Origin of the sequence: Pseudomonas abietaniphila (assembly GCF_039697315.1) — a bacterium.
In the GTDB taxonomy this organism is placed as follows: Bacteria; Pseudomonadota; Gammaproteobacteria; order Pseudomonadales; family Pseudomonadaceae; genus Aquipseudomonas; species Aquipseudomonas abietaniphila_B.
The window spans coordinates 2474090-2497426 of record NZ_CP155619.1; the positions used below are offsets into that span (position 1 = coordinate 2474090).

The 23337-nt window shown below is 61.9% G+C and carries 25 protein-coding genes; 11 read left to right on the forward strand and 14 right to left on the reverse strand.

Going from position 1 to position 23337, the window contains the following annotated elements; all coding sequences use genetic code 11:
- Window positions 1–95 precede the first annotated feature (95 nt).
- Together ABDX87_RS10895 and ABDX87_RS10900 are read left to right on the forward strand one after the other, a co-directional pair.
- Complete coding sequence (locus tag ABDX87_RS10895) at window positions 96–1277, forward strand: fumarylacetoacetate hydrolase family protein (protein WP_346832874.1); 1182 nt, start codon at window positions 96–98, stop codon at window positions 1275–1277.
- Between the two features lie 107 nt (window positions 1278–1384).
- Window positions 1385–3169, forward strand: a complete 1785-nt coding sequence (locus ABDX87_RS10900; RefSeq protein ID WP_346832875.1) for an IlvD/Edd family dehydratase — start codon at window positions 1385–1387, stop codon at window positions 3167–3169.
- Between the two features lie 134 nt (window positions 3170–3303).
- Here the strand turns inward: ABDX87_RS10900 and ABDX87_RS10905 are convergent, their stop codons facing one another.
- Window positions 3304–4209 (reverse strand): LysR family transcriptional regulator, encoded by a 906-nt coding sequence (locus ABDX87_RS10905; protein WP_346832876.1) that lies wholly within the window; start codon window positions 4207–4209, stop codon window positions 3304–3306.
- Between the two features lie 108 nt (window positions 4210–4317).
- Between ABDX87_RS10905 and ABDX87_RS10910 the strand changes: the two genes are divergently transcribed.
- From ABDX87_RS10910 to ABDX87_RS10935, 6 genes are all read left to right on the forward strand, one after another.
- Window positions 4318–5325 carry a zinc-binding alcohol dehydrogenase family protein gene (locus ABDX87_RS10910; protein WP_346832877.1) on the forward strand — a complete coding sequence of 336 codons (1008 nt, stop codon included), beginning with the start codon at window positions 4318–4320 and terminating at the stop codon, window positions 5323–5325.
- Between the two features lie 97 nt (window positions 5326–5422).
- The gene (nfsB, locus tag ABDX87_RS10915) at window positions 5423–6076 is read left to right on the forward strand and encodes an oxygen-insensitive NAD(P)H nitroreductase (protein ID WP_346832878.1); all 654 of its coding nucleotides are present in this window, start codon (window positions 5423–5425) and stop codon (window positions 6074–6076) included.
- Between the two features lie 345 nt (window positions 6077–6421).
- A complete protein-coding gene (locus tag ABDX87_RS10920) occupies window positions 6422–6664 on the forward strand; it encodes an exodeoxyribonuclease VII small subunit (RefSeq protein ID WP_062384761.1) in 243 nt (80 codons plus the stop codon).
- Window positions 6661–7548, forward strand: a complete 888-nt coding sequence (ispA, locus tag ABDX87_RS10925) for a (2E,6E)-farnesyl diphosphate synthase (RefSeq protein ID WP_346832879.1) — start codon at window positions 6661–6663, stop codon at window positions 7546–7548. Before ABDX87_RS10920 ends, ispA begins: the two co-directional genes overlap by 4 nt.
- Before the next feature lie 223 nt (window positions 7549–7771).
- A complete protein-coding gene (gene dxs, locus ABDX87_RS10930) occupies window positions 7772–9673 on the forward strand; it encodes a 1-deoxy-D-xylulose-5-phosphate synthase (protein ID WP_346832880.1) in 1902 nt (633 codons plus the stop codon).
- A 56-nt stretch (window positions 9674–9729) separates the two neighbouring features.
- On the forward strand, window positions 9730–11613 hold the full coding sequence (locus ABDX87_RS10935; RefSeq protein WP_346832882.1) for a TonB-dependent receptor domain-containing protein: 1884 nt from the start codon (window positions 9730–9732) through the stop codon (window positions 11611–11613).
- 228 nt (window positions 11614–11841) lie between these two features.
- On the opposite strand, the gene ABDX87_RS10940 is transcribed toward ABDX87_RS10935, so the two are convergent.
- The 12 genes from ABDX87_RS10940 to nrdR all read right to left on the reverse strand — a co-directional run bounded on the left by ABDX87_RS10940 (window position 11842) and on the right by nrdR (window position 20656).
- Window positions 11842–12639: a cobalamin-binding protein gene (locus ABDX87_RS10940; RefSeq protein WP_346832883.1), complete on the reverse strand. Its 798-nt coding sequence runs from the start codon at window positions 12637–12639 to the stop codon at window positions 11842–11844.
- Entirely contained in the window at window positions 12639–13064 is a 426-nt protein-coding gene (locus tag ABDX87_RS10945) for an MFS transporter (RefSeq protein WP_346832884.1), read from the reverse strand. The genes ABDX87_RS10940 and ABDX87_RS10945 overlap by 1 nt, the downstream gene beginning before the upstream one ends.
- Window positions 13061–13678 (reverse strand): GTP cyclohydrolase II, encoded by a 618-nt coding sequence (ribA, locus tag ABDX87_RS10950; RefSeq protein WP_074756924.1) that lies wholly within the window; start codon window positions 13676–13678, stop codon window positions 13061–13063. The genes ABDX87_RS10945 and ribA overlap by 4 nt, the downstream gene beginning before the upstream one ends.
- A 111-nt stretch (window positions 13679–13789) precedes the next feature.
- Entirely contained in the window at window positions 13790–14566 is a 777-nt protein-coding gene (locus ABDX87_RS10955) for an ABC transporter substrate-binding protein (protein WP_346832885.1), read from the reverse strand.
- A 24-nt stretch (window positions 14567–14590) separates the two neighbouring features.
- Entirely contained in the window at window positions 14591–15100 is a 510-nt protein-coding gene (locus ABDX87_RS10960) for a phosphatidylglycerophosphatase A family protein (protein WP_062384742.1), read from the reverse strand.
- Window positions 15097–16062, reverse strand: coding sequence for a thiamine-phosphate kinase (gene thiL / locus ABDX87_RS10965; protein WP_346832886.1), 966 nt, complete (start codon window positions 16060–16062; stop codon window positions 15097–15099). The genes ABDX87_RS10960 and thiL overlap by 4 nt, the downstream gene beginning before the upstream one ends.
- Window positions 16063–16102: 40 nt before the next feature.
- The gene (gene nusB / locus ABDX87_RS10970; protein ID WP_346832887.1) at window positions 16103–16603 is read right to left on the reverse strand and encodes a transcription antitermination factor NusB; all 501 of its coding nucleotides are present in this window, start codon (window positions 16601–16603) and stop codon (window positions 16103–16105) included.
- On the reverse strand, window positions 16600–17076 hold the full coding sequence (gene ribH, locus ABDX87_RS10975) for a 6,7-dimethyl-8-ribityllumazine synthase (RefSeq protein ID WP_074756916.1): 477 nt from the start codon (window positions 17074–17076) through the stop codon (window positions 16600–16602). Before ribH ends, nusB begins: the two co-directional genes overlap by 4 nt.
- Window positions 17077–17222: 146 nt before the next feature.
- Window positions 17223–18314: a bifunctional 3,4-dihydroxy-2-butanone-4-phosphate synthase/GTP cyclohydrolase II gene (gene ribBA, locus ABDX87_RS10980; RefSeq protein ID WP_346832888.1), complete on the reverse strand. Its 1092-nt coding sequence runs from the start codon at window positions 18312–18314 to the stop codon at window positions 17223–17225.
- A 17-nt stretch (window positions 18315–18331) separates the two neighbouring features.
- Complete coding sequence (locus ABDX87_RS10985) at window positions 18332–19003, reverse strand: riboflavin synthase (protein ID WP_074756912.1); 672 nt, start codon at window positions 19001–19003, stop codon at window positions 18332–18334.
- Between the two features lie 46 nt (window positions 19004–19049).
- A complete protein-coding gene (gene ribD / locus ABDX87_RS10990) occupies window positions 19050–20189 on the reverse strand; it encodes a bifunctional diaminohydroxyphosphoribosylaminopyrimidine deaminase/5-amino-6-(5-phosphoribosylamino)uracil reductase RibD (protein ID WP_346832889.1) in 1140 nt (379 codons plus the stop codon).
- Between the two features lie 2 nt (window positions 20190–20191).
- On the reverse strand, window positions 20192–20656 hold the full coding sequence (gene nrdR, locus ABDX87_RS10995) for a transcriptional regulator NrdR (protein WP_167362104.1): 465 nt from the start codon (window positions 20654–20656) through the stop codon (window positions 20192–20194).
- Between the two features lie 172 nt (window positions 20657–20828).
- Between nrdR and ABDX87_RS11000 the strand changes: the two genes are divergently transcribed.
- The 3 genes from ABDX87_RS11000 to trxA all read left to right on the forward strand — a co-directional run bounded on the left by ABDX87_RS11000 (window position 20829) and on the right by trxA (window position 22889).
- Window positions 20829–21281: a YbaY family lipoprotein gene (locus ABDX87_RS11000; protein WP_074756906.1), complete on the forward strand. Its 453-nt coding sequence runs from the start codon at window positions 20829–20831 to the stop codon at window positions 21279–21281.
- Window positions 21278–21931, forward strand: a complete 654-nt coding sequence (locus ABDX87_RS11005; protein ID WP_346832890.1) for a class I SAM-dependent methyltransferase — start codon at window positions 21278–21280, stop codon at window positions 21929–21931. Before ABDX87_RS11000 ends, ABDX87_RS11005 begins: the two co-directional genes overlap by 4 nt.
- Before the next feature lie 85 nt (window positions 21932–22016).
- Window positions 22017–22889 carry a thioredoxin gene (gene trxA, locus ABDX87_RS11010; RefSeq protein WP_346832891.1) on the forward strand — a complete coding sequence of 291 codons (873 nt, stop codon included), beginning with the start codon at window positions 22017–22019 and terminating at the stop codon, window positions 22887–22889.
- Between the two features lie 55 nt (window positions 22890–22944).
- Here trxA and ABDX87_RS11015 read toward each other — a convergent pair whose 3' ends face one another.
- Window positions 22945–23298, reverse strand: a complete 354-nt coding sequence (locus ABDX87_RS11015; protein ID WP_346832892.1) for a hypothetical protein — start codon at window positions 23296–23298, stop codon at window positions 22945–22947.
- Window positions 23299–23337: the final 39 nt, after the last annotated feature.

Genomic DNA, 23337 nt, shown 5'->3' on the forward strand with positions numbered 1-23337 from the left:
AGTGTTATCGATAATTGAGCAGATGTCATTGGAGTTTATCGGCGGCGCTGATTAGGGTCGGTACGAAAAGCACAAAAATATCCGAGGACTGCCCCATGCCTATTCAGCTCACCCCCGAAAACACACTGCCTGCCGACGGCCTGACCGGCACTTTGATCGGCCGCGCCTGGGTGCCCGGCAAAATCAGCGGGCCTTCCCCCGTTGTGCTGCGCAGCGATGGGGCGTTCGATCTGTCGGCGCAATTCGCCACGTTGAGCGAGTTGCTGGAATCAGAATCGCCGCTCAAAGCGGTGCGTGAAACCCAAGGCACCCTGATCGCCAGCGTTGAAGCACTGCTGGCCAACTCGACGTCAAACCCCGACACCAGCAAACCGTTCCTGCTCGCACCTGCCGACCTGCAGGTCATCAAAGCCGCTGGCGTGACCTTCGCCGCGAGCATGATCGAGCGCGTGATCGAAGAGCAGGCCGCAGGCGATCCGGCCAAGGCAGAGAGCGTGCGCGCCATCGTGCACAACGCCATCGGCGATAACTTGCGCAGTATCAAGCCGGGTTCCGAGCAAGCCAGCAAGCTGAAAGCGTTGCTGATCGAACAGAAAATGTGGTCGCAGTACCTGGAGGTCGGCATCGGTCCGGACGCCGAAATTTTCACCAAGGCCCCTGTGCTCGCCGCCGTGGGCAGCGGCAGCCAGATCGGCATTCACCCCAAATCGGAATGGAACAACCCAGAGCCGGAAGTCGTGCTGGCGGTCAACAGCCGTGGGCAGATTCACGGCGCGACGCTGGGCAACGACGTCAACCTGCGTGACTTCGAGGGCCGTAGTGCGTTGCTGCTGAGCAAGGCCAAAGACAACAATGCCTCGTGCGCCATTGGCCCGTTCATTCGCCTGTTCGACGAGACGTTCTCGATGGACGACGTGCGCAACTGCGTGGTCGATCTGCAGGTGAAAGGCAATGACGGCTACGTGATGAAAGGTTCCAGCTCGATGTCGCAGATCAGCCGTGATCCGGAAGACATCGCCGCTCAAACCCTGAACGCCAACCATCAATACCCCGACGGTTTCCTGCTGTACCTGGGCACCCTCTTCGCCCCGACCGAAGACCGCGATCACGTCGGCGGTGGTTTCACGCACAAGCTCGGGGACCAGGTCAGCATCAGCAGTCGCCTGCTCGGCGGCCTGCACAACGAAGTGACCCACAGCAGTCAAGCGACGCCGTGGACGTTCGGCGTGGGCGCACTGATTCGCAACCTCGCGGCGCGGGATTTGCTGTCGCGCTGAACCATTGATCCGCCCTGAACCCTGGCAGTTTACAAAACCGCTTTTCAGGCTCAATGTTACCGATAACAGATCCTGGCAACACCCTAATTCCAAGAGAGACCCGAACCATGTCCGATACGCCCAAACGCCCCCTGCGCAGCCAGCAATGGTTCGACGATCCCAGCCACGCCGACATGACTGCGCTCTACGTCGAGCGCTACATGAACTACGGCCTGACCCGTGAAGAGCTGCAGTCCGGGCGCCCGATCATCGGCATCGCCCAGACCGGCAGCGATCTTGCGCCGTGCAATCGTCATCACCTGGAGCTGGCGCAGCGCGTCAAGGCAGGCATTCGTGATGCGGGCGGGATTCCGATGGAGTTTCCGGTGCATCCCATGGCCGAGCAAACCCGTCGTCCGACTGCCGCGCTGGATCGAAACCTCGCCTACCTCGGCCTCGTGGAAATCCTTCACGGCTACCCGCTCGACGGTGTGGTCCTGACCACCGGCTGCGACAAAACCACGCCTGCGTGCCTGATGGCGGCGGCGACCACTGACCTGCCCGCCATCGTATTGTCGGGCGGCCCCATGCTCGACGGTCGCCACAAAGGGGAGCTGATCGGCTCCGGCACCGTGCTCTGGCATGCGCGCAATCTGCTGTCGGCGGGCGAAATCAACTATGAAGGCTTCATGGAAATGACCACCGCGGCCTCGCCGTCGGTCGGTCACTGCAACACCATGGGCACAGCGCTTTCGATGAACGCCCTGGCCGAAGCGCTCGGCATGTCGCTACCGGGTTGCGCGAGCATTCCAGCGGCGTACCGCGAGCGCGGCCAGATGGCCTACATGACTGGCAAACGTATCTGCGATCTGGTGCGCGAAGACGTCCGTCCCTCGCAGATCATGACCCGCGAGGCGTTTGAAAACGCGATTGCCGTGGCGTCGGCGTTGGGCGCGTCCAGCAACTGCCCGCCTCACCTGATTGCCATCGCGCGGCACATGGGCGTCGAGTTGAGCCTGGACGACTGGCAGCGCATCGGCGAAGACGTGCCGTTGCTGGTCAACTGCATGCCCGCTGGCAAATACCTGGGTGAAGGCTTCCACCGCGCAGGCGGCGTACCGGCCGTGATGCACGAGCTGCAAAAAGCCGGAAAGCTGCATGAAGACTGCGGCTCCGTGTCGGGTAAAACGATTGGCGATATTGTGCGTAATGCCGTCGCCCAAGACGTGGATGTGATTCGCCCTTACGAAGACCCGCTCAAGCATCGCGCAGGCTTCATCGTGCTTAGCGGCAACTTCTTCGATAGCGCGATCATGAAGATGTCGGTGGTCGGTGAAGCGTTCCGCAAAACCTACCTGTCCGAGCCGGGCGCCGAGAACAGCTTCGAGGCGCGGGCCATTGTGTTCGAAGGCCCCGAGGACTATCACGCGCGCATCAACGACCCGTCGCTGGACATCGACGAGCGCTGCATCCTGGTGATTCGCGGCGCAGGCACGGTCGGGTATCCGGGCAGCGCAGAAGTGGTGAACATGGCGCCACCGGCCGAGCTGATCAAACGCGGCATCGATTCATTGCCGTGCCTGGGCGATGGTCGTCAGAGCGGCACGTCCGCGAGCCCGTCGATCCTCAACATGTCGCCGGAAGCGGCGGTCGGCGGTGGTCTTGCGTTGCTGAAAACCAATGACCGTCTGCGCGTGGATCTGAATAACCGCAGCGTTAACGTGCTGGTCAGTGATGAGGAGATGGCCGAGCGTCGTGCGCAGTTCCAACCGAAAATGCCCGCCTCCCAAACGCCGTGGCAAGAGCTGTATCGTCAGCTGGTCGGGCAGTTATCCACCGGCGGCTGCCTGGAACCTGCCACGTTGCATTTGCGCGTGATCGCGCGCAGTGGTGAACCGAGGCATTCACATTGATCGACAGTCGTTATCTCTGACGTGAAGCAATTGTAGGCATGAGCTTGCTCGCGATAGCGGTGTGTCTGGCGGCATCAAGTTGGATGACGTACCGCAACCGCGGGCAAGCGCGCACCTACAGGTCATAAGGGTATTCACAAAAGCTTCGGCAAGCCCTTCTCCATGTCGACGAACCGGCTCTTGAGCATTGAATGCAGTTGCTGCACCGCAGGCGAAAATTGTTTGCGGTGCGGATACACCAGATTCAGCGGCGCAGGTTCGCCCGGATAATCCGGCAGCAGCAACTCCAGCCGGCCTGCCAGCACGTCCTCGCGCACGTCCACCCACGATTTATATGCGATGCCCTCGCCCGCCACGGCCCAGCGGCGGACCAGATCGGCATCGTCCGTGAGCAACGGTCCCGACACCGTAAATATGCGTGCACCCACGGGCCACTTGTCATAGACGCGGCCATTGAGGATGTACAGCAGACAGTCGTGACGCAGAAGATCGTCCGACGTCAGCGGTCGCCCTTTGCGCGCCAGGTAGTCGGGCGACGCCACCAGCACCCGGCGGTTATAGGGTGCGAGCGGCATAGCGATGTAGTTCGCGTCTTCGATGACGCCGCTGCGAATGGCCACGTCAACAGGATCGCGGAACATGTCGGCCATCTGGTCCGACACGAACAATCGCAGGTTCAGCGCAGGATGCTGTCGGCGAAAGTCCGTCATCCAGCCCAGCAACACATTGCGCCCCAGATCCGACGGCGCGGCCACTTGAAGCGTACCGCTCAACGCGGCGCTCTCACGCTGCAGCTTTTCGCGTCCTTCGCTCAAGGTGTCGAGCACGGCCTGTGCGGTCGGCAAATACTGCTCACCTTCGGCGGTCAGGCGCAGGCTGCGCGTCGAGCGGGCGAACAGCCGGACATCCAGCTCACGCTCCAGTCGCTTGATCGCTGCGGCTACTTGGCCAGGCAGCAGATCGACCTCACGCGCCGCGTTGGAAAAACTGCCCAGCGCGGCGGTGCGGACGAACAGCGCCAAGTCATCGATGCGGATCATTTTCACTCCAGCTGTGAAAGTGTTGACGCATTGTGCGGGTTTTTCTTGTCGGTAGAGAAGAACAAGATACGCCCAACTTCACATCCCTTGCCTTCAGGAGAGAACGCCATGAAAGCCATCGCCTTTACCCAGCACGGTCTGCCCATCGAAGATCCGAAATCGCTGATGGACATGGACCTGCCCAAACCCGCGCCCGGCCCACGGGACCTGTTGGTTGAAGTCCGCGCCATTTCGGTGAATCCGGTGGACACCAAGATCCGCGCAGGCTCCGCCGCCACCGAGCCGAAAGTGGTGGGTTGGGACGCCGTGGGGATCGTTCGTGAAACCGGCCCTGAGGTCACGCTGTTCAAAGCCGGTGACGAGGTGTTCTACGCCGGCTCCATCGCCCGCCCGGGCAACTACAGCGAATTTCATCTGGTGGACGAGCGCATCGTCGGCCACAAACCGACGTCCATCGACAACGCCCATGCCGCCGCGCTGCCGCTGACCTCGATCACCGCCTGGGAACTGCTGTTCGACCGCTTGGGCGTGCAGGAAGGCGGTGGTGCAGGCGACAGCCTGTTGATCATCGGCGCGGGCGGTGGCGTGGGTTCGATTCTGGTTCAGCTCGCTCGACAGCTGACGAAACTGACCGTCATCGGCACTGCTTCTCGCCCGCAAACCCGTGAATGGGTCAAAGAGCTGGGTGCGCATCACGTGATCGATCACAGTCAGCCGCTGGTGGAGCAACTGGAAAAAATCGGCGTCGGCCAGGTCAGCCATGTCGCCAGCCTGACTCACACCGACAGCTATTTCCCGCAGTTGATCGAGGCCCTGCGCCCACAAGGCCAACTGGCGCTGATCGACGACCCGAAAACCCTCGACGTCGTCCCCATGAAACGCAAGGCGTTGTCGCTCCACTGGGAGCTGATGTTCACCCGCTCGCTTTACGAGACCCCGGACATGATCGCCCAGCACGAACTGCTCAATCGCGTGTCGGCGCTGATCGACCAGGGCGTATTGAAGACCACGCTCGGCGAACATTTCGGCGTCATCAACGCTGAAAACCTGCGCCGTGCTCACGCCGTGATCGAGAGCGGCAAGGCCCGCGGCAAGATCGTCCTCGAAGGTTTCTAACCCTGTTCGGTCGGCGAGGCGTGTGTGAAGATCGCGCCGCGCCGGCCTCGAAGCCTTTCAATCCCAGGCTGCCCTCTTTTTTGACTCGGAAGACACCATGCAACTCACTGCAATCGCCAAATCCCGCTACACCACCAAGGCCTATGACAACAGCCGCAAAATTCCGCAGGAAACCGTCGACACCCTGCTCGATCAACTGCGCCACAGCCCGTCGTCGGTGAACTCGCAGCCGTGGCATTTCGTGGTCGCCTCTGATGAACAAGGCAAGGCGCGTGTGGCCAAGGGTGCCGAAGGCGGCTTTGTTTACAACGAAACCAAGATCATCAATGCGTCGCACGTGATAGTGCTGTGCACCCGCACCGAAATGACGGAAGACCATCTGCAGGCCGTGCTGGGGCAGGAAGAGCTCGACGGTCGCTTCCCGACGGCCGACGCCAAAGCCGGTCAGGACAACAGCCGCCGCGGCTACGTGAATCTGCACAAGCACGATCAAAAAGACCTGCAGCACTGGATGGAAAAGCAGACCTATCTGGCGCTGGGCACACTGCTGCTGGGTGCCGCATCGCTGGGTCTGGACGCCACGCCGATGGAAGGCTTTGACTTCAAGAAGCTCGACGCCGAACTGGGCCTGCGCGACAAGGGCTACACCAGCCTGGTGGTGGTTGCGCTGGGTTATCGCAGTGAAACCGACTTCAACGCCAAGCTGCCGAAGTCGCGTCTGCCGGCCGAGACGGTGTTTACCTTTTTGTAATCACCGCCCGCGTAGAGCCCTTCTGTAGGAGCGCGCCTGCCCGCGAAAAATACATCTGCCCAAATAGATGTATTGCACGTACGTCACCTTCGCGGGCAAGCGCGCTCCTACACCTCACTGCACGAACACAAGCTGCACCACTTGCCAGCGACCCCCTGTAGGAGCGCGCTTGCCCGCGAAAAATGGATCTGCCCATAAAGATTTACTGCACTTACGTCACCTTCGCAGGCAAGCGCGCGCACACATACCGACCTGGTTATAGGCACCAGTCAGCACCTCTCATTTGCCCCGATGCCCTCGCTCTGCTAGTGTCGCGCCCGTTTAACGTCTACCGGGATAGCCGCCATGGCCCGCAAGAAAGCTGCACTGGATTTCGAACAGTCCCTCACGGATTTGCAAACGCTGGTCGAGCGTCTGGAGAACGGCGAGCTGTCGCTGGAAGATTCGTTGACCGCCTTTGAACAGGGCATCCGCCTGACGCGCGAGTGCCAGAGCGCGCTGGCCCAGGCCGAGCAGAAGGTCCAGGTGTTGCTGGAACGCGATGGCGAGCTGGCAGAGGAACCCTTCGACGCGGAACAGCCAGAATGATTGCCGAGTATCAGGCCCTCAGTCAGGCTCGCGTCAATGCGGCGCTGGACAGCCTGTTCGACGCCCCTGCTCCAGAATTGACCCGCCTTTACGCCGCCATGCGCTACAGCGTGACCAACGGCGGCAAACGTGTACGTCCCTTGTTGGTTTACGCGGCCTGTGAAGCTCTGGGCGGCGATGCTGAAACGGCCAACGGCGCGGCCTGTGCGGTCGAGCTGATTCACGCCTACTCGCTGGTTCACGACGATCTGCCGGCCATGGACGACGATGACCTGCGTCGCGGCCTGCCGACCACGCACAAAGCCTTTGACGAGGCCTGCGCCATACTCGCCGGTGACGGCCTGCAAAGCCTGGCGTTCAGTGTGCTGACCGACAGCAAGCTGACCCCGCAAGACGCCGATACCCGCCTGAAAATGGTCACCACCATCGCCCACGCCGCAGGCCCTGCGGGCATGGTCGGTGGGCAAGCCATCGATCTGGGCTCGGTCGGCCTGAAACTCGACCAGAAGGCGCTGGAGTTCATGCACCGGCACAAGACCGGCGCGCTGATCGAGGCCAGCGTCAGACTGGGTGCGCTGGCCAGCGGTCACGCCAGCCAGGACCGACTGAACGCGCTGCAGATTTACGCCCGCGCCATCGGTCTGGCCTTTCAGGTTCAAGACGACATACTCGACGTCGAAAGCGATACCGCAACCCTCGGCAAGCGCCAGGGTGCCGACATCGCACGCGACAAGCCGACCTACCCTGCGCTGCTGGGGCTGGAAGAAGCCAAGCTTTACGCGCTGGAGCTGCGTGATCAGGCGCTGGTCGCGCTGCGACCTTTCGACGCTGCCGCCGAGCCTTTGCGTGCACTGGCGCGTTATATCGTCGAACGCCGCAACTGATCCCTCACCTCGCCTGCGTGGTCCTGCCGCCCGCAGAACGCGTGCCTGCGATACATGAACATCCCGCACTTTTTCGGGGCCAGGTGGACTTTTCGCGGGCAAGCGCGCTCCTACACCGGTATGCACCATTCGAACGACCTGAACATCGCATCGCTGTCTTGCGTGCGCAGCCCGCGATGCATCAGGTAAACTGCCGCCTCTTTTACTTATAACGATTCGCCTGATGCCCACGACGTTCAAAGAGATTCCCCGCGAGCGCCCGTCCACGCCCCTGCTCGACAAGGCAGCGACGCCGGACGGCCTGCGCCGGTTAGGTGAAGCAGAGCTTGAAGCCCTGGCTGATGAACTGCGCCTGGAGCTGCTCTATACCGTTGGCCAGACCGGAGGACACTTCGGTGCCGGCCTTGGTGTCATCGAACTGACCGTTGCCCTGCACTACGTCTTCGATACGCCCGATGACCGGCTGGTCTGGGACGTCGGTCATCAGGCGTATCCGCACAAGATCCTCACCGGTCGTCGCGAGAAGATGTCGACCCTGCGCCAGAAAGGCGGTGTGGCCGCCTTCCCGCGTCGCAGCGAGAGCGAGTACGACACCTTCGGCGTCGGCCACTCCAGCACCTCGATCAGTGCTGCGCTGGGCATGGCCATCGCTGCCCGCCTGCAAGGCAGCGAGCGCAAGTCTATCGCCGTCATCGGGGATGGCGCGCTGACCGCTGGCATGGCTTTCGAGGCGTTGAACCACGCCCCTGAAGTCAACGCCGACATGCTGGTGATCCTCAACGACAACGACATGTCGATCTCGCGCAACGTCGGCGGGCTGTCGAACTACCTGGCGAAGATCCTTTCCAGCCGCACGTACGCCAGCATGCGCGAAGGCAGCAAGAAAGTGCTGTCGCGCCTGCCCGGTGCCTGGGAAATCGCCCGCCGCACCGAGGAATACGCCAAAGGCATGCTGGTCCCCGGCACGCTGTTCGAAGAACTGGGCTGGAACTACATCGGCCCTATCGACGGCCATGACCTGCCGACCCTGATCGCCACCCTGCGCAACATGCGCGACCTCAAGGGTCCGCAGTTCCTGCACGTGGTCACTAAAAAGGGCAAGGGCTTCGCCCCGGCCGAAGTCGACCCGATCGGTTATCACGCCATCACCAAGCTCGACCCGCTCAACGCCCCCGCCGTTGCGCCGAAAAAGGCCAGCGGGCCGAAGTATTCCGGCGTGTTCGGTCAGTGGTTGTGCGACATGGCCGACGCCGACGAGCGACTGGTCGGCATCACGCCAGCCATGAAAGAAGGCTCCGATCTGGTGGCCTTCAGCGAACGTTACCCAGAGCGTTACTTCGACGTCGCCATCGCCGAACAGCACGCGGTGACGCTGGCAGCAGGCATGGCATGCGAAGGCGCCAAGCCGGTCGTTGCGATCTATTCGACCTTCCTGCAGCGCGGCTACGATCAACTGATTCACGACGTCGCGGTGCAGAACCTCGACGTGCTGTTCGCTATCGACCGCGCAGGCCTAGTGGGTGAAGACGGCCCGACGCACGCGGGCAGTTTCGACCTGTCGTATCTGCGTTGCATCCCGGGCATGCTGGTGATGACACCGAGCGACGAGAACGAACTGCGCAAGATGTTGACCACCGGCCACCTGTTCAACGGTCCGGCCGCCGTGCGTTATCCACGCGGCACGGGACCCAATGCCATGATCGAAAGCGCGCTGGAGCCACTGGAAATCGGCAAGGGTATCGTTCGTCGTCAGGGCAGCAAGGTTGCGATGCTGGTGTTCGGCGTGCAACTGGCCGAGGCCATGCAGGTCGCTGAAAAGCTCGACGCGACTGTGGTCGACATGCGTTTCGTCAAGCCGCTGGATGAGTCGCTGGTGCGCGTCATGGCGGCCAGTCACGACCTGCTGGTGACCGTCGAAGAGAACGCCGTCATGGGCGGCGCCGGTGCGGCCGTCAGCGAGTTCCTGGCACGGGGAAACATTCTCAAGTCCGTGCTGCACCTGGGCTTGCCGGACGTTTACGTCGAACACGCCAAACCCGCGCAGATGCTCGCGGAATGCGGTCTGGATGCGGACGGGATTGAAGCGTCGATCAACGAGCGTTTGCAAAAAATCCACAACGCCTGACAGCCCCTCTGATCGTTCCCACGCTCTGCGTGGGAACGATCACTGAAACGACGAACATGAACCTGCACCGCCTCGCCTTTACCCTATCGCTGCTTCCCATTACTCCAGCCTTCGCCGACCTGCCGGACCGCGAAAACGCCTTGAAACTGCCCGACGTGCTGATCAGCGCCAATCGCCAGGTCGAGCAGCGCGACGACAGTACGGCGACCAACACCGTGTTCACCCGCGATGACATCGAACGGCTGCAACCGACCAGCGTCACCGACCTGCTCAGTCGCGTGCCGGGTGTCCAAGTGGCGCCGAGCGGTGGACGCGGCAGTCTGCCGGGGATCTACATTCGTGGCACCAAGGCGGCGCAAAGCCTGGTGTTGGTCGATGGGCAGCGCATCGCAAACGCCACCTCCGGCGACAGCGCGTTGCAGTTTCTGGATGTCGAGCAGATCGAACGCGTGGAGGTGCTGCGCGGTTCGCGCTCGGTCATCTACGGGGCCGACGCGATTGGCGGCGTGATCCAGATTTTCACCCGCCGGGGCGTTGAGCAAGGTCTGCAAGCGCGGCTGCACACGGGCTTCGGCAACCGCAACACCCGCGAGAACAGTCTTGGCCTGTCGGGTGGCGACGAACAGACGCATTTCAACCTCAGCACCAGCCTCGACGAAACGGCAGGCATCGACAGCACCGGGCCGTCGTTTGCCAGTGACGACGATCACGACGCCTACCGCAACAAATCCATGAGCCTGAACCTCAGCCATTGGCTGAACGACGATGTGGAAATCGGATTCAACGCGCTGGATAACAAGGGCAAGAACGAGTTCGACAACCCGTTCGGTCTGTTCGACCCGGCCACGTTCAACAGCGTAGGTCAGCAGCAATACAGCGACTTCGAGGTGAGCAGCCTGGGCACTTATTTGGACGCCCGAGTCAACCCGACCTGGAAAACCCGTCTGGAACTGGGACACAGCGAGAACCGCGAGAAAACCTTCGACAAGCTCAGCGACGACCGTTACGTGTTCAACACCTATCGCGACTCGGTCAACTGGCAGAACGACCTGACCCTTGATGAGCGCAACAGCCTGATGCTCGGCGCCGATGCCTATGAGGATCGGGTAGCCGGCAGCACGCCGTTCGACGAAGACAGCCGCTGGAACCGAGCCGCGTTCATTCAACACCGTTACAAGGGCGACGGGTTCTCCACCGAGCTCGGGTTGCGCCATGACCAGAATCAGCAGTTCGGCAGCGAGAACACCTGGAGCGGCACGCTGACCGTGCCCCTCAACGACGCCAACGACGTGCTGCTGTCCTACAGCGAAGGTTTCCGCGCGCCGACGTTCAATGACCTGTATTACCCTGGCTTCAGCAACGCGAACCTCAAGCCCGAGCACTCGAAAAGCTACGAATTGCAGTGGCGCAGCCGCCTGAGCGACACCAGTAAACTGGAAGCTTCGCTGTACCGCACGGACCTGAAAGATGCCATCGCGCTGGACGCAGACTTCAGCCCGCAGAACATCGCTTCGGCCCGCATCAATGGCTTCGAGGCATCGTTCGAGCAGCAGCTGTTCGGCTGGACCGGCAAACTGGGCGCGTCGATCATCGACCCTCGAGATCGCGACACGGGCCATACCCTCAACCGCCGCGCGCGCCGAACCGCCAATCTGGACCTGGATCGCCAGTTCAATCGCTTCGGCGTCGGCGCCAGCTGGCAGGCGGTCAGCGACAGTTACAACGACGAAGCCAATACCCAGCACATCGGCGGTTACGCACTGTTCGGACTGCGCAGCAGCTGGAAAGCGAGCGACGAGGTGAAGCTGGAGTTCAAGCTGGATAACGCCCTGGACAAACGCTACAGCCGTTCGCTGTACAGCTTTGACGGCAGCAATTACGGGTACCGCGAAGAGGGCCGGACCTGGCTCTTTGGCGTGACCTGGACGCCTGATCTATAGGCCGACATGCGTAGGTCTATAGGCGATCATGTGTAGGTCTGTAGGTGATCATGTGTAGGAGCGTGGCTTGTCCCGCGATCTGGCGCGAAGCGGCAGCAAATCCTCGCGCGCGTTGTGCCTGATACAACAGAGGCATTCGATTCACTGCCGGTCCCCGGCAGATCGTCCAAATGCGGCTCAGCGACAAGCTGCGCTCCCAAGGCCTCCGACCAGAACCAAAGCCACTATTCAGCGATCCGGCGATAGCCGTTCACACAACTTCGCAACAGCCTCCAGCATCTGCCCGCTGGCGCGTTCCAGGCCTTTATCCGGCACGGCATACAGATGCTGCGCTTTTACCGCCTTAAGCTGAGGCCACGCATTCCAGCCGCTCACTAACCGGGCATCCCCTGTCAGGATCACCTCAGGGTCCCGCTGCAAAACCGCCTCCAGACTGACCTGAGGCGCGGGCTGCTTGAGGTCTGCGAACACATTGCGCGCGCCACACACGCTCAACGCATCACTGATGATCTGCCCGCCTCCCACTGTATACAGCGGCTGATCCCAGACCTGATAGAACACGCTGAAAGGCACCGCGCGCTGATAGCGTTGACGCAGTGCGGCCAGTCGCACGCGAAACTCGCCCGCCACTTGCCGCCCACGCTCGGCACGCCCCAGACGCGCGCCGATCTGCTCGATCTGATCGGCCAGCTCATCAAGCGTGTGCGGCTCAGCGACGAACGTCGCAATATTCAGCCGCTGTAACTGATCGCGCTGAGCAATGCTCACACTGCCCGGCCACAGCAGTAACAGGTCGGGGCGCAGCGACAGCAACTGCTCCATCTGCAATTGCCCATAGCGCCCCACCGACGGCAAGGCGGCGATTTGCGCAGGACGTTCGCCACCGTCGAGCACGCCGACCAGTAAATCGGCAGCGTCCAGTTCAATAACGATTTCAGTCAGCGAGGGCGCCAGGCTGATAACACGCTCAGCGGCGTTGACGTGCCAGGCCGTCAGCAACAGCAGGCAGACTAAGAGCTGGCGCATCAGGCCAACTGGCGAGGAATGCGATAGAGGTAAAGCAGGATGACGCTGGACAGCGCCAACAGGGCGAGGGGCACCGGCTCCAGACCCGCGAACACCGCCAGTGCGGCAATCCAGGCCGGTAACCCGGCCGCCAGGAATGCCATGCGCCGATCGGCAGCGAGTCGCAGCCAGGCGCCGGGCTCCTCCGGGGTATCAAGGGCTTTCTGCGTCGCGATCAACGAGCGCTTGTACACGCCAAAGGGCTTGAGGCTGACAAACATCGAGGCGACGCCAGCGATGAACAACGGCATGGCAAACACCGACGGCGTCACTGGCTCCTCGCCGCCGCCGAAGAACACGCACACGACGAGCAGCGGCCCCAGCGTCAATGCCAGTTGCCGCCACCACGCCAACGCCAGACGACGGCGCACGTTGCCGCGTGTCACGCCGGATCGACCTCGCTCTGGTGCTCATTGCCCATCATGTGGCCGAGTTTGCCGGCCTTGGTCGCCAGGTACAGCTTGTTGTGCGGGTTTTGACCGGTGTGCAGCGGCACGCGTTCGGCCACCTTGATACCCATGTCAGTCAGGGCTTTGACCTTGCGCGGGTTGTTGGTCATCAGGCGCAGCGACTTCACGCCAAGGTGCTCCAGCATCGGCAGGCAGATGGCGTAATCGCGCTGGTCAGCAGCAAAGCCCAGACGCTCGTTCGCCTCGACCGTGTCGGCACCGCCGTCCTGCAATTCGTAGGCACGGATCTTGTTCATCAAACCGATGCCGCGCCCTTCCTGGCGCAGGTACAACAGCACGCCACGACCTTCGGCCGCAATGGCGCGCAAGGCTGCTTCGAGCTGGGAGCCGCAATCGCAACGCTGGCTAAACAGCGCATCGCCGGTCAGGCATTCGGAATGCACACGACCGAGGACCGGTTCGCCATCCGATACATCGCCCAGGCTCAGAACAACATGCTCACGACCGTTTTCTTCTTCAAGAAAGCCGTTCATTTTGAAGGTGGCAAAAGGGGTAGGCAGCTTGGAAGCCGCGACAAATACGACGGGCACCGTGTGCTCCTGATCAGTATGGGGGCTGGAAATTCGCAAGGCGGCATTGTAACAGCAGGTTCCAGCGGACGCTTAGGCTGAATTGTCGGCCATTCAGATCAGGAAGTTTGATCATTGCCTCGCTCCGGTCTTGCGGGCAGCATCGTCAGCGTCGAACGGATACGGCTGTTTCCAGCGTGTAAAAATCGGTCGCAGCTTGCCGGAACGCACCAGTTGCGCCATGCGCTGATCGAACACATCACGCAGGAAATGTCCTCGCGCATTGTCGGCAAAGCTCAGAAACAACGGAATCGACATCAGGAAGGTCGTACGGAAACGCTGCGGCTCGTGGGCTTGCCCGAGGATGAAATCCATCTCTGGCCTGGCGTCGATGTACAAGTCCGCGCGTGCGTGATCGAGCATCGGAAGGATGTGATCGCGCCTGGCGACTTCGTTGAAGTGCACGACGTTGGGCAGGTAATGCTGGTATTCGTAACCGCGAACCCATGCCAGGCGATAACTGCCCAGTGTCTTCAGGGTCGGCACCGGGTTGGATGCCAGGCCCAGCGCATAGATTTCGTCGGTGTCGTAATTCCACTTCGGATAGAGGGTACCCTCGACCTCATGCTCATAGGCGCCGACCCACGCATCGGCTTCGCCACGCTGCACAAGGCCGACCGCACGCGTGTAAGGCTCAGTGCGTGAAGCCACCTTGATCCCGGCAGGCTCGAATATCGCCCGCATCAGGTCCCAACCCAGACCACTGCCGTCGGGTTCGGTGTAAGCAATCCACTGCTCGCTGACCAGCACAATGTCCGAAGGTTTTTCGGACGAGGTGTCCGCATAGGCGTCGTTCGCTTCGACCCACACACCGGTCATCAGCAGCGACAGGCCAAGTAGCCATTTCATCCTAACGCGCCCATGAGTGGTTTCCTATAACACGCCCCACACCCAGACTAGACCCTGCATCGCCAACCACGCAAAAACCCCGGCCAGCACATCGTCGAGCATGATGCCGACACCGCCGTGCACGTGTTTGTCGATCCAGTGGATGGGCCACGGTTTGAGGATGTCGAAAAAACGGAAGACCAGAAAACCCACCAGCAGCCAGACCCAGCCTTCGGGCACCAGCCAAAGGGTTATCCACATGCCGACCATCTCGTCCCAGACGATACCTTCATGGTCGTGCACACGCAGATCGTCGGCGACCTTGCCGCACAGCCAGAAGCCGAACAGCATGGTCAGCCCCAGCATCAGCCAGTAGCCCCAGTCGGGCAGCATCTGCCACAGCGGAATGAACGGCACGGCGACCATGGAGCCCCAGGTACCGGGCGCTTTGGGCAACGTGCCGGAGCCGAAGCCGAACGCCAGGAAATGCCAAGGGTTGGTCCACACCGAGGGCGGAACGTTTTCCGCCGGGACCTGATTAGGATGGTCTGTCACCGTGTCTCCCGAAAATGTTGGTAGCCCCGCGTCAACGGAGTGATGTCCTGTCCTTGTTCATCGATAAGCGCCACGCCCTGCCCTTCGACCACGCGACCCACCACCGAAACCGGCCAGCCCGCCGACACCAGGCTAGCGAGCTCCGGTTGCGGCAAGGTGAAGGCGAGTACGTAGTCATCGCCACCCGTCAGCGCAGCCTGTCGCGCGTCATCAAGACCGAAGAACGCCAGCAACGCGTCGGACATCGGCAGACGCTCACGCTCCACCAGCAAGCGTACGCCCGATGCAAGCGCGATGTGTCCACAATCGGCGAGCAGGCCGTCAGAGATGTCCAGAGCGGCGGTGGCCTTCCCGCGCAGCGCCTGCCCCAGCTCGAGTTGCGGCTGCGGCGACCAGTAACGCGCCAGCAGGGCCTTTGTGGTAGACGCCTCGGTGCTGCGCTGGTTCAACACCAGCGGCAGCGCGCCCGCGCCATCACCCAACGGTCCCCCCACACACAACAGGTCACCGGAACGGGCGCCACTGCGGGTCAATGCCAGCCCCGCCGGCACCGAACCGAAGACTGTCACGGTCAGGCTCAATGGCCCACGCGTGGTATCGCCACCGATCAACCGCATCGAGCAGCCTTGGGCCATCTCGTTCAAACCGCGGGCAAATGCCTGCAGCCAGTCGGCAGAAACGTTCGGCAAGGTCAGAGCAAGGGTGAACGCGAGAGGTTTGGCGCCCATGGCCGCCAGATCACTGGCGGAGACACCGAGGGCACGCTGGCCCAGCAGGAAGGGGTCGCAGACGTCGGGGAAATGCACCCCGGCGACCAGCGTGTCAGTGGAAATCGCCAGCTGTTCGCCGGGTGCCACCGACAACAGGGCGCAGTCGTCACCAATCCCCAACGCAACGCCTTCACCGGGCTGCGCGCAGGGCGCAGCGGCAAAGTAATTGCGGATCAGCTCGAACTCGCCCATGGCGTAGAAACACTTGAGAGTCTGGAGAAACCCAGACGCCTCAGCGCTTGTGAGCCTTCACTTCGACTTCGCGCAGACGCGGAGCCAGCTTGTCGAGCACACCGTTGACGAACTTGTGCCCGTCGGTCGAACCGTAGACTTTGGCCAGCTCGATGCCTTCGTTGATGACCACACGGTAGGGCACGTCGATGCGCTCGATCATTTCCCACGTAGACAGGCGCAGGACCGCCAGCTCAACCGGGTCCAGCTCGTCGATGGTGATGTCCAGGCACGGCGTCAGTGCAGCGTCGATCTCGACCTTCTTGGCCGGAACACCGTGCAGGATGTCGCGGAAGTAGGCAGCGTCGACATCACTGAAGTCGTTATCGACGCGGAACTGGGCTTCGATCTCGTTCAGCGACTGCTTGGCCATATGCCACTGGTAGAGCGCCTGCATGGCAAGCTTGCGCGCAGCACGGCGCTTTTCACTCTTCGAGGGTTTGCCAGCGTCGGCCGGGCGAGGTTCGCGCGGGTTGAACTGATCGCTTTCGTCGTTAATCACTTGGCCTCCAACTGCGCCAACAGGCTGACCATCTCGATAGCAGACAGGGCAGCTTCGGCACCTTTGTTACCAGCCTTGGTGCCGGAACGTTCGATGGCCTGCTCGATGGAATCAACGGTCAGTACGCCAAAGGCGACCGGCACGCCGAACTCCATGGAGACCTGAGCCAGGCCTTTGGTGCATTCGCCGGCCACGTATTCGAAATGCGGCGTACCGCCACGAATGACAGCGCCCAGGGCGATGATCGCTGAGAATTCGCTGCGCTGAGCGACTTTCTGCACCACCAGCGGGATTTCGAAAGCACCCGGCGCGCGGATGATGGTGATGTCGCTTTCGCTCACGCCATGGCGAACCAGGGCATCAACGGCACCGCTCACCAGGCTTTCCACGACGAAGCTGTTGAAGCGGCCAACCACCAGGGCATAGCGGCCTTGGGGGGCGATGAAGGTACCTTCGATGGTCTTCAGGGTCATTCGGCTGAGTCTCGTGTTCTCGTATTAAAGAGCAAGCAAGCGCGCATCAGGTGCGCGCTTCCAGGATTTTAGGCCACGAATCGGCGACCGCAGGGACAAAAACCGTGAACGCTTCAAGGCTTTCACGGCCAGTGACCTGCCGGTCTTTATTCGGAGGGCACGTATTCTACAACTTCCAGATCGAAACCGGATATCGCGTTGAACTTCATTGGCGAACTCATCAGGCGCATTTTGCGAACGCCCAGGTCGCGAAGGATCTGCGAACCGGCTCCGACCGTGCTGTAAGTGGTCGGTGTCTTCACTGGCGTCCCACCTGCGGTTTCACGCACATGGGCAAGGACAGCATCACCATCGAGCGGGTGACCGAGCAGCAGCACGACACCGCTGCCGGCCTCTGCAACGGCCGTCATGGCGGCGCGCAGGCTCCAGCGGCCGGGCTGTTTGACCATCAGCAGGTCACGCAGCGGGTCCATGTTGTGCACACGAACCAGCGTCGGTTCCTCAGCGCAGACCTTGCCCAGTGTCAGCGCCAGGTGAACGTCGCCCTCGACCGAATCACGGTAGGTCACCAGATTGAACTGGCCCAGTTCGCTGTCCAGCGGCTGCTCGGCAATCCGCTGAACGGTACGTTCGTGGATCATCCGGTAATGGATCAGGTCGGCGATGGTGCCGATCTTGATGTTGTGCTCAGCGGCAAAGGCTTCGAGCTCGGTACGACGGGACATGGTGCCGTCGTCGTTCATTACCTCGCAGATTACGCCGGTCGGCTCGAAACCGGCCATGCGCGCCAGATCGCAGGCCGCTTCGGTGTGACCGGCGCGTGACAGCACGCCACCGGCCTGCGCCATCAGCGGGAAAATATGGCCTGGGCTTACGATATCGTCGGCCCTGGCGTCCTTCGCAGCAGCGGCCTGTACGGTACGCGCGCGGTCGGCAGCGGAGATACCGGTGGTCACGCCTTCGGCGGCTTCGATGGAAACGGTGAACTTGGTACCAAAGCCCGACCCGTTACGCGGCGCCATCAACGGCAACTTCAGGGTTTCGCAGCGCTCGCGGGTCATCGGCATGCAGATCAGGCCACGGGCGTAACGCGCCATGAAGTTGATGTGCTCGGCCTTGACGCATTCGGAGGCCATGATCAGATCGCCTTCGTTCTCGCGATCTTCGTCATCCATGAGGATGACCATCTTGCCTTGGCGAATGTCTTCAACCAGTTCTTCGATGTTATTGAGCGCCACGCGGCACCCCCTTCAATTCAGGATTTGAGGTAGCCGTTGGCGGCCAGAAAGCTTTCAGTGATGGTGCCGCCCTGGGCGGGCGTCGGGTCGGCGGCCTTGTCACCGAGCAGCAAGCGCTCCAGGTAACGCGCCAGCAGATCGACTTCCAGATTGATCTTACGGCCAGGACGGTAGTCGCCCATGATCGTTTCAGAGAGCGTGTGAGGCACGATGGTCAGCTCGAACTCGGCGCCATTCACGGCGTTCACGGTCAGGCTGGTGCCGTCGACCGTGATGGAACCCTTGTGCGAGATGTACTTGGCCAGCTCACGCGGCGCGCGCATACGGAATTGGATCGCACGGGCATTTTCTTCGCGCGACAGCACTTCGCCGACGCCGTCGACGTGGCCGCTGACCAGATGGCCGCCCAGGCGCGTGGTCGGGGTCAGGGCCTTTTCCAGGTTGACGCGACTGCCGGTCTTCAAGTCCACGAACGCCGTGACGTCCAGGGTTTCACGACTGACATCGGCCCAGAAGCCGTCGCCAGGCAGTTCAACGGCGGTCAGGCAGACGCCATTGACGGCGATGCTGTCGCCCAGCTTGACGTCGGAAAGGTCGAGTTTGCCGGTCTCTACATAAACGCGGACGTCGCCGCCTTTAGGAGTAATGGCGCGGATGCTGCCGATGGATTCGATAATGCCGGTAAACATGGGTCCTCCGGGAGAACAGTGCCAGCGTTGATACGATGGCCGAAAATTATACGCTCGCGCTCGGCGTTGGTATTGCAATGACTCGCCAGTCATTGCCCACCGCGCGCATTTCGATGATCTTGAGCTCGAGTGCTTCGCTCATCTGCGCCAACGGCAGGTCCAGCAAAGGGCGCGCTGACGACCCCATGAACTTGCCGGCGATGAAAATCTGGAATTCGTCGACCAGTCCCAGCCGGGTGAACGCACCGGCGAGCTTGGGACCTGCCTCGACCAGCACATCGTTCACGCCACGGGACGCCAGCTCGACCAGCAACTTGCGCAGATCGACATGCCCGCCGCTGCTGGGCAATGCCAGCATCTCGTGGCCTTCTTCCTGGTATCGCTCACGCGCCGACGCCGCGGCACAGGTCACCACGAGCGCACTACCCGCCTTGAAGAACGGCGCATCCAGCGGCACGCGCAAGCGCCCGTCGATCAGCACACGCAGCGGCGGCCGAGTCACGGCAAGGGCGGTCAGTTCGGCATTGAGGCCCAGCTCGTCAGGGCGAACCGTCAGACGCGCCTGGTCGGCGAGAACGGTATCAGCGCCCGTCAGCACCACGCTCGACTGCGCGCGCAGTCGTTGAACGGCCGAGCGCGCTTCGGGCCCGGTGATCCACTGGCTTTCGCCGCTGGCCATCGCGGTACGGCCGTCCAGACTCATCGCCAGCTTGACCCGCACGTACGGCAGGCCGTGCTCCATGCGTTTGAGAAAACCTTTGTTGATCGCCCGCGCTTCACTTTCCAGCACACCGCTCTGCACGGCGATACCCGCGCTCATCAAACGCAGCAAGCCGCGTCCGGCAACATCGGGATTGGGGTCTTGCATGGCCGCAACCACACGCGCCACACCGGCATTGACCAGCGCGTCGGCACAGGGCGGCGTGCGCCCGTGATGGCTGCAAGGTTCGAGAGTGACATAAGCGGTTGCGCCTTTGGCCTTGTCGCCCGCCTGACGCAGTGCATGGACTTCGGCGTGGGGCTCACCAGCACGTACATGCCAGCCCTCACCGACCACTTCGCCATCACGCACGATTACGCAACCCACCCGTGGATTAGGGTGCGTCGAGTAGACGCCCTTGCGCGCCAGTTCCAGCGCTCGCGCCATATAAGCGGCGTCGAGCACGCTCTGCTCTGTCGGGGACATGCTCACTCTTTAACCGGCTCACGGGCCAGTCGGTCGATTTCTTCGCGGAATTCGTTGAGGTCCTGAAACCGCCGGTACACCGAAGCAAAGCGGATATACGCCACTTCGTCGAGTTTCTGCAGTTCGGCCATGACCAACTCGCCGACGATCAAGGATTTGACCTCGCGCTCACCGGTCGCCCGCAGCTTGCTCTTGATATGAGCCAGTGCCGCTTCAAGACGCTCGACGCTGACCGGGCGCTTTTCCAGCGCGCGTTGCATGCCGGCGCGCAGCTTTTCTTCATCGAAGGGCTGGCGACTGCCGTCCTGCTTGATCAGCCGTGGCAGTACCAGTTCGGCGGTTTCGAACGTGGTGAAACGTTCGCCGCACGCGACGCATTCACGACGGCGACGAACCTGATCGCCTTCAGCGACAAGGCGCGAGTCAATGACTTTGGTGTCGTTGGCACCGCAAAAGGGACAGTGCATGGTGGCAGGCAACAAAAAAAGGGAGGGCCATGGTAGCGCATCCCACCGGCAAGACAAGTCTCGGGGTTTGAGGTATATAGACGCGCATCCGGTGCGGCGAAAGCTGTCACCCTCGGCGATACTGCGTGATGTCCCGCGTGTCCCCATCGATTCCGTTTTGCTGGAGCTGTTCATGACGCTACGTTCGCTCGCTGTAATCAGCCTGCTCGGCCTGCTCGCCGCCTGTAGCACTGCTGAGCCGCCCAAACCCGCTGCGCCCGCCAAACCGGCGCCGAATGCGATCAAACTGCCGGAAGGCCCCGGACCGCTTCTGCCGTATCAGCGCGAATTGAGCGGCCAGCTGTTGGGCGTGCCCGCCGGCGCCGAGGTTGAGCTGGCGCTGCTGGTGATCGATGACCGCAACCGCCCGCAAAAGCTGCTGAGCAGTACCAAGCTCACCGGCAACAACCAGTCGCTGCCGTTTCAACTGCGCTTCAACCCGGAAGCGTTTCCGCAAGGTGCACGGGTCGAGTTACGCGGCCGCGCCAGCCAGTCGGGTCAGCTGATCCTGCATCTGCCGTCGGTGCTGATCGCCAGACCTGACACTCAAGCGTTGGGCCAGCTGCAATTCGTCACGGCGCCATGACACCGCCGCCGCATCTGCAGGCGGCGCTGAACGAAAGGCTTGGCGACGCCCGATTGGTGGCCGAGCCGTTGCCGGGCACGGACCTGAGGTTGTGGCTGATCGACGCCGACAACATGGACCGTGCGTTCAGCCCCGAAGAAACCCAGCGCATCCTTGAAGAGCCGCCCTATTGGAGCTTCTGCTGGGCCAGCGGCCTGGCGCTGGCACGTTTCCTGGCCGAGCACCCGCAGTGGGTCGAGGGCAAGCGGGTGCTGGATTTCGGCGCGGGTTCGGGCGTTGCGGGCATCGCTGCGATGAAGGCCGGCGCGCTGGAAGTGGTGGCATGCGATCTCGATCCCGTCGCCCTCGCTTCGTGCAAGGCCAACGCCGACCTTAACGGCGTGACGCTCACCTACTCCGCAGATTTTTTCGCCGAGGCCGATCGATTCGACCTGATCCTCGTGGCCGACGTGCTGTACGACCGGGCAAACCTGCCGTTGCTGGATCAGTTTCTGACGCGAGGGAAAGAGGCGTTGGTTGCGGATTCGCGGGTCAGGGATTTTCAGCATCCGCTGTATGAACGACTGGGGATTCTGGAGGCACTGACCTTGCCGGATCTGGCCGAGCCCTGGGAGTTTCGCAGGGTGAGCCTGTATCACGCCGCAAGATAACGCTCCTACAAGACATCACCGTCCTTTCAACAACACCCGGCGGCCCTTTATAGTTGGCGCCATTAAGCCTTTTTCGAGACTTGCGATGAGCCAGGACACGCCGTACATCTTCGATGCGACCACTGCCACTTTCGATCAGTTGGTCATCGAGAACTCCTTTCACAAACCGGTGCTGGTGGATTTCTGGGCCGAGTGGTGCGCGCCGTGCAAGGTTCTGATGCCGTTGCTGGCACAGATTGCCGAGAGCTATCAGGGCGAGCTGCTGCTAGCGAAAGTCGACTGCGACGCCGAGCAGGACATCGTTGCCCGCTTCGGCATTCGCAGCCTGCCGACCGTGGTGCTGTTCAAGGACGGCCAGCCGGTCGACGGTTTCGCCGGTGCCCAGCCTGAATCACAGATTCGCGCGCTGCTCGAACCGCACGTCCAAATGCCGCCACCGGCCGCAGCCGACCCGCTGCAAACCGCTCAGGAAATGTTCGCCGCGAGCCATTTCGCGGAAGCGGAAGCCGTGCTTCAAACCATCCTCACAGAGGACAACACCAACGCCGCCGCGCTGATTCTGTACGCGCGCTGCCTGGCTGAACGTGGCGAGCTGACCGAAGCCCGTGCGGTGCTGGATTCGGTCAAAGGCGACGATCACAAAGCCGCACTCGCCGGCGCGAAAGCTCAGTTGACCTTCCTCGGGGAAGCCAAGGCACTGCCGGATGCGGCGGACCTGAAGACCCGCCTCGCGCAAAACCCGCAAGACGATGAAGCCGCGCATCAACTGGCGATTCACCAGCTGTCCCGCCAGCAGTACGACGCCGCGCTGGAAGGCTTGCTCAAGCTGTTTATCCGCAACCGCAACTACAACGAAGGCCAACCGCACAAGACCTTGCTACAGGTGTTCGACCTGCTGGGCAACGATCACCCGCTGGTCACGACCTACCGTCGCAAGTTGTTTGCTGCGCTTTACTGATGTGACTCCGGCCCTGTAGGGCTTTAGACAGGATTGAGTCGGGAGATACCCTGCATCACTCGATCCAGTGATACTCCGGCGCATCGCCATGGCTTTCGACTTTGACGTTGGCGCTGTGGCGCATGCGCACCATCAGGCGTTTGCCCGCCGCCGTGCTGCCCGCCAGTCCTTCCAGCTGTCCAAGCAGGTCGGGCCCGCTCATGTGGCCCGCCTTGCGCAGCAGTTCCTGCGCGATCTCCCAGACCGTGTCGTTACGGCTGGCGACCGGTTTGGCCGATGACTCACTGAGTGGTTTGCTTTCCTGTGCCTGCACGCCCAGTTGCGTGCCCAGCCGGGCCCAGTCGCTTTCGTCCATCTCCACGGTCAGATCCACCGGCATGTCGCCGACGGTTCCACGGATTCGCAACATGATGTGTGTCCTCTGATTGACTGAGCGGCATGGTCCCAC

Bases quoted from the DNA above. Each gene is read 5' to 3' on its own strand.
- ABDX87_RS10935 (WP_346832882.1), top strand. From the start codon at position 9,730: ATGAACCTGCACCGCCTCGCCTTTACCCTATCGCTGCTTCCCATTACT.
- thiL (WP_346832886.1), bottom strand. From the start codon at position 16,062: ATGGGCGAGTTCGAGCTGATCCGCAATTACTTTGCCGCTGCGCCCTGC.
- ABDX87_RS11005 (WP_346832890.1), top strand. From the start codon at position 21,278: ATGACACCGCCGCCGCATCTGCAGGCGGCGCTGAACGAAAGGCTTGGC.
- nfsB (WP_346832878.1), top strand. From the start codon at position 5,423: ATGCAACTCACTGCAATCGCCAAATCCCGCTACACCACCAAGGCCTAT.
- ABDX87_RS10905 (WP_346832876.1), bottom strand. From the start codon at position 4,209: ATGATCCGCATCGATGACTTGGCGCTGTTCGTCCGCACCGCCGCGCTG.
- ABDX87_RS10940 (WP_346832883.1), bottom strand. From the start codon at position 12,639: ATGCGCCAGCTCTTAGTCTGCCTGCTGTTGCTGACGGCCTGGCACGTC.
- ABDX87_RS10900 (WP_346832875.1), top strand. From the start codon at position 1,385: ATGTCCGATACGCCCAAACGCCCCCTGCGCAGCCAGCAATGGTTCGAC.
- ABDX87_RS10910 (WP_346832877.1), top strand. From the start codon at position 4,318: ATGAAAGCCATCGCCTTTACCCAGCACGGTCTGCCCATCGAAGATCCG.
- dxs (WP_346832880.1), top strand. From the start codon at position 7,772: ATGCCCACGACGTTCAAAGAGATTCCCCGCGAGCGCCCGTCCACGCCC.
- ABDX87_RS10955 (WP_346832885.1), bottom strand. From the start codon at position 14,566: ATGAAATGGCTACTTGGCCTGTCGCTGCTGATGACCGGTGTGTGGGTC.
- ABDX87_RS10985 (WP_074756912.1), bottom strand. From the start codon at position 19,003: ATGTTTACCGGCATTATCGAATCCATCGGCAGCATCCGCGCCATTACT.
- ispA (WP_346832879.1), top strand. From the start codon at position 6,661: ATGATTGCCGAGTATCAGGCCCTCAGTCAGGCTCGCGTCAATGCGGCG.
- ABDX87_RS10920 (WP_062384761.1), top strand. From the start codon at position 6,422: ATGGCCCGCAAGAAAGCTGCACTGGATTTCGAACAGTCCCTCACGGAT.
- ABDX87_RS11000 (WP_074756906.1), top strand. From the start codon at position 20,829: ATGACGCTACGTTCGCTCGCTGTAATCAGCCTGCTCGGCCTGCTCGCC.
- nrdR (WP_167362104.1), bottom strand. From the start codon at position 20,656: ATGCACTGTCCCTTTTGCGGTGCCAACGACACCAAAGTCATTGACTCG.
- trxA (WP_346832891.1), top strand. From the start codon at position 22,017: ATGAGCCAGGACACGCCGTACATCTTCGATGCGACCACTGCCACTTTC.
- ribD (WP_346832889.1), bottom strand. From the start codon at position 20,189: ATGTCCCCGACAGAGCAGAGCGTGCTCGACGCCGCTTATATGGCGCGA.
- ribH (WP_074756916.1), bottom strand. From the start codon at position 17,076: ATGACCCTGAAGACCATCGAAGGTACCTTCATCGCCCCCCAAGGCCGC.
- ABDX87_RS10895 (WP_346832874.1), top strand. From the start codon at position 96: ATGCCTATTCAGCTCACCCCCGAAAACACACTGCCTGCCGACGGCCTG.
- ABDX87_RS11015 (WP_346832892.1), bottom strand. From the start codon at position 23,298: ATGTTGCGAATCCGTGGAACCGTCGGCGACATGCCGGTGGATCTGACC.